Origin of the sequence: Amycolatopsis pigmentata (genome assembly GCF_042684065.1) — a bacterium.
Lineage (GTDB): Bacteria > Actinomycetota > Actinomycetes > Mycobacteriales > Pseudonocardiaceae > Amycolatopsis_E > Amycolatopsis_E pigmentata.
This window is the reverse complement of the sequence record NZ_JBHUKR010000002.1, coordinates 21,705-35,232: the sequence shown is the minus strand read 5'-3', so window position 1 is coordinate 35,232 and position 13,528 is coordinate 21,705. Positions and strand designations below refer to the sequence as shown.

12 protein-coding genes are annotated in these 13,528 nt (G+C 62.8%); 8 read left to right on the top strand and 4 right to left on the bottom strand.

Annotated features, from left to right (window positions below; genetic code table 11):
• Positions 1-35 precede the first annotated feature (35 nt).
• A complete protein-coding gene (locus ACFSXZ_RS00570) occupies positions 36-500 on the bottom strand; it encodes a winged helix-turn-helix transcriptional regulator (protein WP_378260055.1) in 465 nt (154 codons plus the stop codon).
• 209 nt (positions 501-709) lie between these two features.
• Here ACFSXZ_RS00570 and ACFSXZ_RS00565 point away from each other — a divergent pair, with 209 nt between their 5' ends.
• From ACFSXZ_RS00565 to ACFSXZ_RS00550, 4 genes are all read left to right on the top strand, one after another.
• On the top strand, positions 710-1,174 hold the full coding sequence (locus ACFSXZ_RS00565; RefSeq protein ID WP_378260053.1) for an XRE family transcriptional regulator: 465 nt from the start codon (positions 710-712) through the stop codon (positions 1,172-1,174).
• Positions 1,175-1,264: 90 nt separating this feature from the next.
• The gene (locus ACFSXZ_RS00560) at positions 1,265-1,786 is read left to right on the top strand and encodes a hypothetical protein (RefSeq protein ID WP_378260051.1); all 522 of its coding nucleotides are present in this window, start codon (positions 1,265-1,267) and stop codon (positions 1,784-1,786) included.
• Between the two features lie 6 nt (positions 1,787-1,792).
• Positions 1,793-3,034: an MAB_1171c family putative transporter gene (locus ACFSXZ_RS00555; protein ID WP_378260049.1), complete on the top strand. Its 1,242-nt coding sequence runs from the start codon at positions 1,793-1,795 to the stop codon at positions 3,032-3,034.
• Complete coding sequence (locus ACFSXZ_RS00550) at positions 3,018-3,935, top strand: nucleoside hydrolase (RefSeq protein WP_378260047.1); 918 nt, start codon at positions 3,018-3,020, stop codon at positions 3,933-3,935. Before ACFSXZ_RS00555 ends, ACFSXZ_RS00550 begins: the two co-directional genes overlap by 17 nt.
• A 116-nt stretch (positions 3,936-4,051) precedes the next feature.
• Here the strand turns inward: ACFSXZ_RS00550 and ACFSXZ_RS00545 are convergent, their stop codons facing one another.
• The 3 genes from ACFSXZ_RS00545 to ACFSXZ_RS00535 form a co-directional block, all read right to left on the bottom strand.
• On the bottom strand, positions 4,052-4,339 hold the full coding sequence (locus ACFSXZ_RS00545) for a hypothetical protein (protein ID WP_378260045.1): 288 nt from the start codon (positions 4,337-4,339) through the stop codon (positions 4,052-4,054).
• 99 nt (positions 4,340-4,438) lie between these two features.
• Positions 4,439-6,553 carry a DEAD/DEAH box helicase gene (locus ACFSXZ_RS00540; RefSeq protein WP_378260043.1) on the bottom strand — a complete coding sequence of 705 codons (2,115 nt, stop codon included), beginning with the start codon at positions 6,551-6,553 and terminating at the stop codon, positions 4,439-4,441.
• 247 nt (positions 6,554-6,800) lie between these two features.
• Positions 6,801-7,640, bottom strand: coding sequence for a hypothetical protein (locus tag ACFSXZ_RS00535; RefSeq protein WP_378260042.1), 840 nt, complete (start codon positions 7,638-7,640; stop codon positions 6,801-6,803).
• Between the two features lie 547 nt (positions 7,641-8,187).
• Between ACFSXZ_RS00535 and ACFSXZ_RS00530 the strand changes: the two genes are divergently transcribed.
• The 4 genes from ACFSXZ_RS00530 to ACFSXZ_RS00515 all read left to right on the top strand — a co-directional run bounded on the left by ACFSXZ_RS00530 (position 8,188) and on the right by ACFSXZ_RS00515 (position 13,516).
• Complete coding sequence (locus tag ACFSXZ_RS00530; RefSeq protein ID WP_378260040.1) at positions 8,188-8,694, top strand: hypothetical protein; 507 nt, start codon at positions 8,188-8,190, stop codon at positions 8,692-8,694.
• A gap of 33 nt (positions 8,695-8,727) precedes the next feature.
• Complete coding sequence (locus tag ACFSXZ_RS00525) at positions 8,728-9,309, top strand: hypothetical protein (RefSeq protein WP_378260038.1); 582 nt, start codon at positions 8,728-8,730, stop codon at positions 9,307-9,309.
• Positions 9,310-9,716: 407 nt separating this feature from the next.
• Positions 9,717-12,008, top strand: coding sequence for an nSTAND3 domain-containing NTPase (locus ACFSXZ_RS00520; RefSeq protein ID WP_378260036.1), 2,292 nt, complete (start codon positions 9,717-9,719; stop codon positions 12,006-12,008).
• A 725-nt stretch (positions 12,009-12,733) separates the two neighbouring features.
• Positions 12,734-13,516, top strand: coding sequence for a hypothetical protein (locus ACFSXZ_RS00515; protein ID WP_378260035.1), 783 nt, complete (start codon positions 12,734-12,736; stop codon positions 13,514-13,516).
• Positions 13,517-13,528: the final 12 nt, after the last annotated feature.

The following is a 13,528-nucleotide window of genomic DNA, read 5'->3' as shown; positions in this document are numbered from 1 at the left end:
CAGATGATCAGGCGAAACCGGCCGGGCCAAACGACTTATGTCCAGTTTTCGCTGCAGCGACGTCGTTGCTGCACACGTTTGATCAAATCGTCGTGTTTCTCCGCCCACTGTGCTGGCGCGATCAACGCCTCGAACAGTTCCCGTGCGGCTGGGCTGAGTTGATACAAGGACACAGGTGGGAACACGTTGTCATCGCGGCTGTGCAGGACTATCTCCGCGGCCTCGAGCCTGGTAAGCGTTCGATTCAAGACACTGTCAGCGATGTTCCGTCGACCCCTGGCCGACCAGCCGTTGCGCACCTTTGTGGACCGAATTTTCTCCAACAACTCGCCGCGGCGCAGAGGCCCTGAGGACAGGGCTACAAGGACGTCGGGGATCCACTCACCGTTCAGGAGATGACGCAGGTCCCACAGTCTTTCGAGATAGTTTTCGGGTCGGATCACCGTGATGTTGCATGTTGATTCTCGTCCGGTGGCGTCGCGCCACGATGGCTGAGGCATGGGTCACTCCTTGACCTCCGGTCTCGCCTACCAGCCCCGGACCTGACGCTCGACACGACAGTGTGACCTCCGCCGACAGGCGTATGCATCTGTTGACGACCTACGCGATCACTGTAAACACTGGGCTAGGCAGTCGTCAACAGATGTTTGCAGTTGGTGCGAGTGGTTGGCATAATGTTGACGCGGCGAAGAAGGGTGGAGGTGTGCGTGTGAGTGGTGAGGACGATCGGGGGCCCTTCGGAGAGCGGCTTGCGCACCTGATCTCTACGGTGCATCCAGCAGATCGTGGACCGTATAGCTACGGCGAGATCGCGGCCGGGATTGCGGCCCAGGGCGGTCCGCCCATGTCTAAGCAGTACATCCAGCAACTCGCCAAGGGGACCCGTGGTCGCGGTGGCGTGAAGAGCCAGTACGTGCATGCTTTAGCACAATTCTTCGGTGTACCCGACGCGTACTTTCACGATGGCGAGGTGGCCGAGCGCGTTGACGCGCAGATAGCCGAACTCACGACATGGCGCGACGAAGAGGCGGCCAAGATCGCTGAGCGGGTAATGGAGCTTAGTCCTCCCGCTCGCCGCACAGTATCCGATCTGATCGACAGTCTGCGGGCCTACGAGAGTCAGCCTCGCGATAGTCGTCGTCGGCGCAAAGCGACGGCCAGCGACGACACATGAGAGCATGGCCGGAGGCGCCGGGCCCGTAGCTGCGACATCACGCTGTTTACGGCTCGCGTATCCGATCATCCTGATTGCCAGGGGAGGGGCATGAGGGCGGGGAGTTGGAAAACGCTGCGGGAGCGGTGTGCACGGCGTGTCAGTGAGATAGAGCATGGTGTAGGCATTCCCGATCCATGGTCGGCCGACGAGTTCATCGACCGGTTGGAGCGGTTGCGTGGTCGCGAGATCGATCTGTGCGCGGTCTCGTGGGTGTCCGGCGAGAGCACCGGGGCCTGGAGGCGCTACGCCGACCACGACGTCATCGCTTACGCGGCCAATACCAGCTCGATCCATCAGGACCTGATCATTCTGCACGAGGTCGGTCATTTGGTGCTCGATCACCAAGGACAGTGCGTACTTTCGGTGGAAGACGCGCAACGATTAGCCCCCGACCTGGCTCCGGCCGCGTTTGCGCACCTACTCGATCGGGTGCATGGCGCGACTGAAGAGCACGAAGCTGAGATGATCGCCACCATGATTCTTGCTCGTATCGCGGCCCAGCGCAGGCGGACGCGGCCAGTCGGGGCACGCGCTGATCTTGCCGATCGAATCGAAACGACATTCGGGTAGCCCGTTATGGCTGCCGTCCTGTTCTATGCGGTTGCTATCGCCGCGCTGACTGCGGCCTTGGTGAGGGCACGGCGTGCCGACGTAAACGGTGGTACGCCAGCCCTTAGAGCGTACGTAGCGTTGTTGACCGCGCTCGGTGTCACCTTTGCCGTGATGGCGACGCCGTCACAGGAATGGGTGAATCGGTTGGCGCCCGATTTGTTCAAGCTGGTGGGAAACTGCGCCAGCTTGATCGCCGGGTTCTGCGGGGAAGCGTTGATTTTGTATACCAGCTGCCCCCGAGAGCGGGTCATGAAGAAGCTCCGGTTGCGGCTCGCTGTGCTCCTGGTGGTCCTCAGCGTGCTTGTTGCCATGTTCTTCTGGCCACATCCGGTGACACTAGTAGGAAGTTTCGACGCCTACCTCTCGGTCGACCCCACCCTGGTCATCTACACGCTGGCATATTCACTCTTCGTTGGTGCTGCCGCCGGTGACATGGCGATCATGTTGTGGCGGTTCTCTCGGCACGCGTCACGGTACCTACGGGCTGGGTTGCGGGTTATCGCGATGTCTGGCGTGGGTGGCGTGGTTTACGCTGCTGCCAAGATCGCGATCGTCATCGAGCACGTGGTCACCAACTCGAGTGAGGGAGCCGGCGACGAGGCCGGAGTTTGTCACGCGCCGTTCGCGTCCCCTGCTTGCGCGGTGGTTGTCGGCATTCCAGGTATCGCCGTACTTGCGCTCGTGATGGGCGTGCTGCTGGCGAGCGGCGCGACCTATTTGGACCACATCCACCGTCGCGCGGACCAGTTGCGTGCCTATCGTCGTATCGGGCCGCTATGGCGCCACCTTCACGAAGCATTCCCAGAGATCGCACGCATGCCCAACACGCCGCGCGTCATCACCGAGCTACGCGGCATCGAATGGCGCCTGGCGCAGCGCCTCGCCCAGACCCGCGACGGCCTGCTTCTCCTTGCACCTCACCGGAGCCCTGCTATTGCCCACGAGGTTCGCACCACCGCGCAGCAAGCTGGATGGGATGACCGCGACGCTGTCGTGGAAGCCGTGCAAATCGCGGCCGCGTTGACGGCGCGAGCTGCCGGTGCTCCACCTGCACACGATCCACCCGACCCCCCGACCGAGCGTTTGGACGACATCGACGCGGAAATAGCGTGGCTACAGCGCGTCTCCCGGGCCTTCGCTCGTTCTCCGGTTGTTGCCACCTACCGTTCCACACCCGTAAAGGAGACCCATGACCGACGAGCTTGAGCACCTCATCGTCGACACCGATGGAGGACTCGACGATGCCCTCGCCCTGAGCTATCTCGCGCGACATCGTGGCGTGAACCTCGTCGCCGTCGGAAGCGTACACGGCAACGTCCACGCTCAAGCGGCTGCGAACAACTCGCTGCGTATTCTCGAATTGTCGGGCAACACGACCACTCCGGTCGCGATTGGTGCCGAAGCCCCGCTCAACCAGCCGCTGCACCTTGGGCACCCCGAAGACCCGGTTGGTGCCCTTGCTGGCATTCCGACACGTACCCCCAGTGCTGAATCTGCCGCCGAGCAGATCGTTCGACTCAGTCGACAGCAACCCCGAGCGCACAGCCTGCTTGCGCTCGGCCCCCTCACTAACATCGCGCTTGCGTTATCTGCCGAGCCAGATCTACCGCGGCTGCTGCACCGGATTGTGATCATGGGGGGAGCTTTCGCCGCGGCCGGCAACCGTACGGCCGACGCAGAAAGCAACATCTGGCATGACCCCGAAGCCGCCGATGCCGTGTTGAGCGCCGGTTTCGACTGCACCGTCGTACCACTCGACGTCACACGGCAAGCCGTCGCCACGCGCGAATGGCTCGCCGCGCTCGCGGCCAATCCCACGCACCTCTGGGGACAGGCCGCCGCCGCACTGCTTCAGCAGCCCGGCGAGCTTCCCCCGCTGCTCCTGCACGATCCCCTTGCCGCCGTGCTCGCCCTGGAACCAGCGCTCGCCGAATTCGACCATTACCCGGTTCGTGTCCACCTCGACGAGCATCCTGTCCGAGGCAAGACGACAGCGGAGGCGACCAACGGACCTCGCCCGTCCGTCGCGGTCGTCAAGAAAGTCGACACTGATGCTTTCCGCGACCGACTCCTCGACGTCTTCGCACGCGAACCCCAAGCGTTGTAACAATTGGAAGGGCAATTTCGGCGGCTCGAGATCTTCAAGTTGCAGTAGCAGGTGGCTCATATGGCCGTTGAAATCGCGCGTCGCGATCTATAGAGCACCCGTCGCCCAGGGACACCTCAGGTGTCGCGGAGTGGCGGCGCGGTGAATCGGTCGGCGAAGTTGGTCGCCGTGAGCCCAAGGGACGCGAGTAGACGTCCGACCCTAGCTGCATCGCGGAAGGTGTCGGCGTCGGCAAGTGCCGTCGCGTACGCGTGGATGGCATTCCGGAGGGCAGCAAGCTTGTCCTTGCTGACGACTCGGCAACCCGTCGGCACGGCGGCCTTCTTGTCGAACATCGCGCGGAAGTGGATCAGCACTGGCGTCGCGGTGCTCTTGGTGCCGTACGTCTGTCGGAACCAGTCCATCGCGTTGGAGAGTTGCTCGGCGTGCTTCTTGTAGACCGGCTGCGACTCATTGACCTCGTTTTTGGCCTCGATGACGTGGAAGGTCCCGTCGGTCAGCGCTCAGAGGTTGTCCGGGCCTCGACCGGTGTCTCGCTCGGGACGCTGGCCCGCGAACCCAAGGTGATCAGCCAGGTCCTGCCAGGCCTGCTCGAAGGCTTCCGCTCGGATGCCCCAGGAGAGGTCGCCAAGAAGCGCATTGATGCCGAGGAGCAGGTCATTGCCCGAGGTATAGCGCTCTTGCAGGCTGGCTGACGCAGCGGCACCTTGTTCCAGCGTCGGTGACGACAACTTCTCGTACTCGACGCCATCCATCGGGCGCAGCACGCTGCGGTTCTTGCGGTTGGCCGACTTCTGGGTCTGCTGGGCGCGCGCGGGATTGATGTGATGCTCATAGGCCGCGTACTGCTGAGCCACATAGCCCTGTTCGGCTGGTCCGTCGGCTGCATCGATCGCGCGCTGCATCGAGGTCAGCGCGTCGTTGAAGTCCCCAGCAACCGCATGCTCGAAGGCCTCTCGACTCGCTACCGACAGTTCACTAACGTTGGCGCTGCCGTAGCGCAGCGGCGCGAGCGTGGCGCGGCTGATCGCCAACCAGTCAGGGTCTCGGTTCAGGCACTGGAGCGCCGCCTCCGTGAGCGCGTCGAGGCCGGTGCCCTCCAGTTGAGCGGCGACCTGCTCCGACAGTTCGAGCTGAGCCAGAGTGGCGGGGGAGAAGCACTCTCGGGCACCCGTCCCGTGCAGGCGCTCTGCCAGGCGGTTCCCGAGCAGAAAAACCACGCAGTGGTCGTCGTTTGAGCGGGTCGCACGCCCCATACCCTGTTCGAGGCGCTGCACCTGCCGGGCAATCAGCAGCTCCGAGCCCGCGAGCTGAGCCTGGTCGATCCACTCGGTTCCCGACATGGCTTCGGGGAGGCCGTCCAACACCAGGACGTGGCAGGCATCACCCGGAAGATCGACACCGTCGTACCGGTTGATGAGCACGACCAAGCCCAGCCGTGGATTCTGGCGCAACTGGTCGACACCTCGCGTCAGCGTGTCCTTGTCGAGGACGAACCGGGCGTACGGCTCCCAATAGGCCGCTCGGCGTCGGCTCGGCACGATGACCACCACGTTGCGGTCCGCGGCCAGTCCGACGATCAGGTCGCGGATCTCGTCATCCGCAGCACTCGGGTGCGTCTGCTGCGGCACCAGGATCAGGCGGTCTCCGATGTCTCCAGCGCTGGCGGGGGTAATGGGATCGGCTACCGCCGCAGGGTCGGCACCGAGGTGACTGACCAGGATGCCGTCGTCGGCCAACGTCGCCGTCAGATAGACACGGCGCTCTGCTTGGCCGAAGCCGGTGACGACGTCGGACGGAAGACAGGGCGCCTCGATCTCCAGGGCATCGGAGGTGAAGACCGCTCGGCAGATCGGCAGGGCATCGGCGATCAGCGGCCAGGAGAACTGAAAGTCGTCCTCCGCCGCGAGCCCTTGCAGCGTAGTCAGAACCTCACGCTGCTTCTCGGCCCATGTCCAGTAGGGGACCTGCTGTACACCGGTGCTCGACTTAGCTTCGAGCGCGACGAACCCGGCCGGCGACTGATCATTCAGTGTCGGCGCGAACAGCGCGAGCAGCTCGTCGTATACGTCATGAGTGCTCGGAATGGCAAGCCGGAAGGCTTGCTCTGCCTTGTTCAGGCAGGCGTGCGCGTCATCGATGATGACGGTGTGTGGCCTCCGTGCCGACGGCGACCTTCCGAAGCTCCCACCAACACCGAAGACCGACTTCCCGTTGAACAGCTTTTGGAAGGTGTCGACCAAGATCGCCGAGCCTTGGGAGTACGCGAAGATCTTCGGGTCGTTCACGACCGGGATGCCCAGCCGCCCTGCCTCGGCGATCACCTGGTCGACGAGGTACTTGTCAGGGACGAGGTAAGCGACGGGGCCCTTGCCCTCAGCGAGGGAGCTCTTTGCGATGAGCAGGCCGACGACGGTTTTGCCGCCACCGGTGTTGAGCTTAACGACGACATCGCGCTGCGCCCGGCGGGCGAACCACTTCTCCAGGACCTGGTCTTGGGGTCCGCGAAGAAAATTCATGCCGCTCGGCTTGGTCGGAAGCGCATTGAAAATGTCTCGCGGGTCGATGAGCGCATCGGCCCCGCGTGCCTGGTTCAACGCACCGAAGTTGATAGCCACGTTCAGATACCTCCACCCCCAATGGTTCCAGGAAGCCCCGCCAAGCGCGTGGAGGTTTTCATGCGAGCGGCGGGTCTAACACGTTGACAGTCCATGGAACATCTTCGGCTCCAGGACGCCGGCCTCGGTGGGGAGGCCGCAGAGGTCCTCGAGTAGATCGTGTTGGAGGTGCACAAGGGCCGGACCGAGAGCATCTCCGACCGGATGGTCCGCAGCTTCCTCGATGACCTGGTTCGGACACAGAAGGTCATGACGGTGTGACGTACCGTTTGAGTAGCCCGGCCGTCGTGGCGAGAACCGCTTCGGCATCGGCTTGACTCCATCTAAAGGTGTCCGTGGTCGTGTCGTCGTGGTGTGCGGCGCTCGTCATGGTCTTCGTGTCGTAGTAGATCGCTGCCCAGCGTTCATCCTGGGTTCGGGTGTCGACCGACTTGGCGAAGATCCGCTTCGCAGGGGGGAGGGTGACCAGCCGGCCGATGTTCTCCAAGATCCGCCTACACGTCGCGACACAGTGCTCCCATTGATGATCACGCAGTTCAGCTCGCGCTTGCCGGAGCCTCGCCGTGGCCTGGGCGAGGGACGGTGCGTCTTCAACGGCTGCCACTGGAGGGAGCTGAAGCGCGGAGTCGGTGAGTGGGCTAGGGACACGAACGACGATGCCAACTTCGTGGCCGATCTGATCAAGCTGCTCGAGCCAACGCGCCCGCGAGATTCGAACAGCCGTCTCCTCATGAGCGACCGGATGTATAGATGTGTCAGCCTGGAGCAGGGTGGCCTGGAGCTTGATGCGCAGTGCGACATCGTCCTCTCCACGCCCGTCTTCCAACGCGATGAGCTGCTCGTCTGATAGGTCGATGAACAGCTCTTCGCTAACCTGATACCCGCGGACCGTGAAGGTTTGAGTCGGCAGCCCCGCAACCCAGCGGAATGACGGTAGATCAGTCCAGACAGTCCCGGTTAGAAGGGTTGGTGTGATCGAGTCTGGGACTTCTGGATCCAGCCAGCTGGCGATGGTCTTGACCGGGAGGACGAAGCGATGCGTCCCGACACCCGGGGCAAGGTAGGCATCACCGAAGATCAGATCCACTCGACCGAGTGACCCGAAGCGAAGGGAGGCCATGGTTACGGACGACACCGGCTTGTCTTAGCACAAGTACAGGCAGCTCTATGGTAACCACGCCGACCGGAAGATCGGGGCCTGGTGGCGGGGAGTCGAAAGGTGTTCGAGGTCTGCACCTACCCCGGGAAGATTCCTGGCGTGTCGCTGCCAGGTCGGATGAACTCGCCGCGACCGACGCCGGGGTGATGCTCGGCGACGCAAAGTCCGACGCCGTCGCGTGGGTGCTGGCGTATCCGGACGCAGACTGTTGGGCGGTACCGCGAAGTGGCGAGGTCGAAGCCGCCTGTTCGGTTCACCAAGCCGTTCGCCGAGCCCGCGTGCGAATTCCTCGACCACCACCGGCTCGAAACCCTCGCTGGCGGGCCTGTGAAACGCTGGCACGCCAACACCTAAACGGTCATCGGTTCCCCGCCGCCGGCGCGCAAGTGCTGACTCTCGACACCCGGCTTCGCCCCGGGCGGATAGGAGTCGAATATCACTGAATGTGCTTCGGTGATCCCTTACAGTAATTCCTGTGACAAACTCAAGTGACCTCCCGCAGTCTCCGCAGTGGAACGCGCCCGCGCCGCGGGAGCTGTCGGCGGTGCGAGAGGCGCTGGCGGACTCGTTGCGCAGCCCGTTCCAGATGCAGGCGCTGGTCTACAACCTGGCCAACCAGCGCGGCACGATGCCCGCGATGAGCGGTGACCTATATGGCGAGGCAGCACGACTGCTCGAACAGGAACGTCGGCGGCTCGCCGAGGCGGCGCTGTTCTACGTCACCGAGGACATGACCAGGCTTGCGCTCGCCGCCGCGGAAACACTTCCGGTGCACAACCTGCACCCCGAAGACGTTCCCGCTGAGACCGGGTTCGTGGTGTTCGCCGAGCCGATCGGCTCCTACCTACCCGACGCTTTGCCCGGTACTCCCTCGTATGTGGCTACCGAGACGTCCGGGATGGTCACGATTGCCGCCGCGTCGTGGGGACCACTGGACGGGGTACTCGAAGGCGATCCGGGAGTGTGGATCACGTTCTGGTAGAACAACGATCCGGACACGGAAATTCCGCTGCTCATGAAGCACCGCGGCATGTCGCGGTCGCAGGCCGAAGCCCTTTACCGCCGCACTCACGCCGAGCTGAACTGGGACAACGAGTTGGTTAATAGGTTCGGCGCCGCCGGAATTGGCATCAAGGAAATCACGCGGTCCGGCACCGTCGTGCATCGCGCGGATTTCCAAAAGACCCATGTCGGCTGGGAGCAGATCAAGAACACCACGGTCGCCTGGGGCCAGGTGGTGCGCGCGACCTGGCTGCTGATTACCCAGCCCGGCGTTACCGCCGTCGACGAGCAACCGCTGTCACGCACTGTCCGCCGCCGCGCCGAACGCCAGGGCTACAACCCCAATGCCGTGCGCGTCGTACGCATCCGCGACCGCGCCGACACCCCGCAGCGTGAACCGCACACCGACCGCAGCTATCGGGTGCGCTGGACCGTCCGCGGACACTGGCGCAACCAGTGGTATCCCGCCGGCGGCGAGCACCGTCCCGTCTGGATCAACCCCCACGTCAAAGGCCCACAGAATGCGCCCCTGCGCACCGGTGACACCGTTCACGTCCTCGCAAGCGATCCCGGTGTCACTGAGAGTAGCCGCTGATCGAGCAGTTGACGCCTTTGGTATCGGTCATCGCCACCTTTCATGATTGGGACCGGCCGACCCGCCGACCGTCGTCGACGCTTTCCGCCAGCGCGGCATCGGATTCCTGTCCCTGCACGAAGTGCGCTGGACAACACAATTCCAGCGGGCGACTCGTGTTCCGCCTCGCCCGCCCGCGCTGACCCCGGAAACAGTGCGCCACGCCCGCGGCCTCGAAACCGGCCAGGATCCGTCAGTCTGGTGTCGCCGCAGAAATTCACCATTCCCGCCCATCAGCGCGTCGATGGCCCGAACACACGGCTGGCAGGAAGAACTGGACCACGGAGATGCCCGCGGGCTCCACTGGCGGAGGTTGATCGCCTGGAGTCCCCGCTCGACATAGTCGAGTGCTCTGGCAAGCTCGTCTCGTGCGCACGTACAGCATGCTGTCCGATCACGACTTCGAGTTGCTCGTGGCCGACCTTATGGGAGCAGAGGACGGCGTCGTGTACGAGGCGTTTGCCCGTGGTGCCGACCAGGGGATTGATCTCCGACGACTGACACCCGGTGGGCCGGACATCATCCAGTGCAAGCATATGCTCGGATCTACCTACGCTCAGCTGAAATCGGCTGCCGCTACCGAGGCCAAACGTGTCGGCGCGCTGACCCCAAGGCCTTGGCGTTACCGATTCGTGACCAGTCAGCCGCTGACCCCCTTACGTAAGACGGAACTTGCCAAGGTCCTGGTCCCATGGATCAACTCTGACGATCACATTCTCGGCGCAGACGATCTCGAAGGACTTCTCAACCGCCACCCCGAGGTGGAACGAGCGCACGTCAAACTGTGGCTGGCCAGTGCGGCACAGCTTGACGAGCGGCTTCACGCCGCGACCTGGGCTCGCAGTCACCAACTGCACGCAGAGATCAAGGCGTGGCTGCCTCGCTACGTTGAGAATCAGACGTTCTGGGAGGCCCGAAAGCGGCTGCGGTCCGAGCGGGTGTTGGTCATCTCCGGGCCACCGGGGATCGGGAAGACAACGCTGGCCCGGATGCTGCTCGCTGACGCCGCGGTCGACGGCTACCAACCGGTTGAGGTGTCTTCCGACATTGAGGAAGGTTTCGAGATCGTCAATGACCAGGAAGCTCGCGCGTTCTACTACGATGACTTCCTTGGGAGCACGTTTCTACAGGATCGTCTGGCGAAAAATGAGGACAAGCGCCTGACGTCGTTCATGCGGCGATGCACGCAGAGTGACAACAATCTCCTGGTGCTGACCACCCGTGAGCACATCCTGCAGCAGGCAGCCTCATGGTATGAGGAACTGGACCGGGCCGGGTTGCCTATGCGTCGATTCCTGCTCGAACTATCGGCCTACACGCGCTTCGATCGCGCCCGGATCTTCTACAACCACATCTGGCATTCCGGACAGGCCAGCGCGCCCATTCGCCGCGCGCTGCTGCGGAACAGGGCATATCTGAAGATCGTCGACCACCCCAACTACAACCCACGCCTGATCGAGTACATTACCGGACTGGCCTCACGTCGCCTCGATGGGGAGATACAGGCTGATTACCTCGATTTTGCGCTCGGAATCCTCGACAACCCCGATCGAATCTGGGAGCACGCGTTCGAACGGCAACTGGACGAGCATTGTCGCGCCTTGCTCGTCGCCGTTGCCACCTTCGGCGCCGACGTGGTGGTCGACGACGCCTGGCGGGCGTTCGAGTCCCTCGTCTCCGAGCAGGGTGGCAGGCCAACCAGAAACGACTTCCGGTCGGCGCTGCGCGTGTTGGACGATTCGTTTCTGCTAAGCAGTGAGAAAGCCGAGCACACATTCATTAACGTCGCCAACCCGTCGGTGCAGGACTTCGTCGCGGACTGGCTGATCCGCAATCCCGACCAGGCATTGGCAGCGGTTAGCGGTGCGGTGTTCTTCGAGCAGTTGGTTTGGCTGTATCGACGGCTCGAACCAGCCAGTCAGATGACAGAACAAGCTCGGACAGCACTACTGGACGGCGTGCGTCGGTGCTTCGATAGCGACCACCCCGGATGGCATGACGTGCACGTCAGATTCGGCGGGTCAGCCACCGTCGATCACCAGCGACAATGGCCGTACCGCGAAGATCGGCTCCAATTCGTACACGACCTTATCGCCGTGGCCGGAGACGAAACCCTCATATCCTGGTTCGAAGAGAAGCTTCGGACCGTGGCCGAAGATTGGCGGCAGCACCACTTGCGCGACGCCGGCCGACCAGTGAGGCTAATCAGGACGCTTCGTCAAAAGGGCTGTCCAGTGCCGGCCGTCGTCATCGAAGCCGCACGCGATGGACTCGGCACACCCACTTATGGGTACGCCTGGTCGCAACTGGCACAGCTGCGTACTATTGCCCCCGAGGCATTCCCGCCACAGATCAACGAAAGATTCGTCGCTGACTGCGCAGAGTGGGTTAACCGAATGCTCGCCTTTCCTGATGTCATCGATGACATCGATGAACTCAACGACATCCGATCATCGGCCCTAGCTTTGGGCGTCTGGGCACATGAAGAGCTGCACGAACGCATCGCGACAGAGATCGCTCAGCGACCACGAAGCGGAGACGAGCCGGACGACGAAGAACCTGCCCGGGATTCGCCGAGCATGTCGCCCGCCGCAGAGCGGGCCGCGATCGAGGCATTGTTCGCCCGGCTTGACGAGGAGCCGGACGAGCAATCCTTATGAGTACAACTCGGTGCCGTCGACAGCAGCTATCATAGGGTCTTCAGCGGGCTGAGAGTCACCCCCGGGTCTGTCAGGTACCGCCGTCCGCGACGGTCCTCTGACCGGCCACCGACCCCGTCTGACTTCCGCGGCAACGAATCTCATCACGGTATCGCGTGGGGCGTCCCTACGACATTGATGGTGGGCCTACGGCGTCAGCTGTGAGAACCAACAGCCCGACCACCTTCCCAAGTCGCTTCCTCTCTACCTTCCCGCCTGGATACCCGCCAGGGGGAAGGGGCCCGGTCCTGCCTTGCTGCAGTTCCACAGGGTGGCCGCCCTTCCGATGCGTCCCCCAACTTGAGTGCCAACAGGCACATGATCAGTAGGACAATGCGTGGGCGAAGGATCGCGGATACGTTAGTAACGACTGCTTATGTTGCGATATTCCACATAAATGAGATTGCAAACTAATTCTCTCCCGGCCCTTCTGATTGGCCGCCTTCTTCTTTTTATTTCTCTTCTTCTCTGGTCGTTGGATTGCCAGTGGAGCACACTTCGGCATTTGTTCCATTTGTGAATCGGGCCCATGTTATTCGGGTGAAGTGCGGATAGGCATAGTGAGATTTCTTGATTTTTCGCGACAAGGGGATTAGGCTGGTAATTAGTCAGGCGACGGGACGGCAACCCCGGGTTCTGATCGTTAATCCAACATCGCTATATACGGACTGGAAGGGTAGTCGGTGATGACTATTCTCGAGGCGTCTGTGTCGCGCTTCTCGCTGACTGTCGACGCGCGCGACACGATCACTCTTATGGTGGACAACGCGGATAATCCGTGGGGCCGTCGGCTGCACGATGCCTTGGACTTCGCGCTGTGCGCCGAGTCGGCTTGTGTGGTCACCCCTTATGAGCGTGTCGGTATGGAGGACTTCCGGCCGGACGCGCCCACTCGACACGATGTGGCCGATCGTTTCGTGGCCGACGTGCTGGACAAGCTGCAGGCCGAGGGTTATACGACGGCGCGCACGGTGTTCCACGAGACATCGTCGGAGACGTATCTTTCCGATGGACGCACCGTGACCGCGGTGCAGGTGCACAGGCCGTTCGCGCTGGTCGGGGTCGAGTATCAATTTTCACGCGAGGCACACTCGCGCGCGGTCCGGTACGGGCATGCCTACGCCGACCGGTGGGAGATCACCGGCCGGTCGTACATAGTGCCTGCTGGGTGGTACCTGGTCGGCGAAATCGGCGACTACACCAGTGAGCTGGTCGGCGTTGCCGGTATGGACGGTGACCCCGACGGCGTCGTGTTCGAGCTCGAGGGTTTCGACGCGTCGGAGTGTGCCGCAGGTTGTCAGGCGTGTGGTGCTCGGTGGCTGGCCTACGCTGATTCGTGGCATTTCGAGCCCGACGACTGCGATACTGCCCCCTGGGATTTCGACGACGCCGACGGTATCGACGAGACCACCAACACCGTTGCGTGCCCGGCATGCCGCATCGGCCGCGTCGGTTTCATGATCTTCTGATTCCTGTCGCCC

Excerpts from the sequence above, each read along its gene's own strand:
- ACFSXZ_RS00545 (WP_378260045.1), bottom strand. The coding sequence starts at position 4,339 with ATGGACTGGTTCCGACAGACGTACGGCACCAAGAGCACCGCGACGCCA.
- ACFSXZ_RS00555 (WP_378260049.1), top strand. The coding sequence starts at position 1,793 with ATGGCTGCCGTCCTGTTCTATGCGGTTGCTATCGCCGCGCTGACTGCG.
- ACFSXZ_RS00560 (WP_378260051.1), top strand. The coding sequence starts at position 1,265 with ATGAGGGCGGGGAGTTGGAAAACGCTGCGGGAGCGGTGTGCACGGCGT.
- ACFSXZ_RS00515 (WP_378260035.1), top strand. The coding sequence starts at position 12,734 with ATGACTATTCTCGAGGCGTCTGTGTCGCGCTTCTCGCTGACTGTCGAC.
- ACFSXZ_RS00525 (WP_378260038.1), top strand. The coding sequence starts at position 8,728 with ATGAAGCACCGCGGCATGTCGCGGTCGCAGGCCGAAGCCCTTTACCGC.
- ACFSXZ_RS00550 (WP_378260047.1), top strand. The coding sequence starts at position 3,018 with ATGACCGACGAGCTTGAGCACCTCATCGTCGACACCGATGGAGGACTC.
- ACFSXZ_RS00570 (WP_378260055.1), bottom strand. The coding sequence starts at position 500 with ATGCCTCAGCCATCGTGGCGCGACGCCACCGGACGAGAATCAACATGC.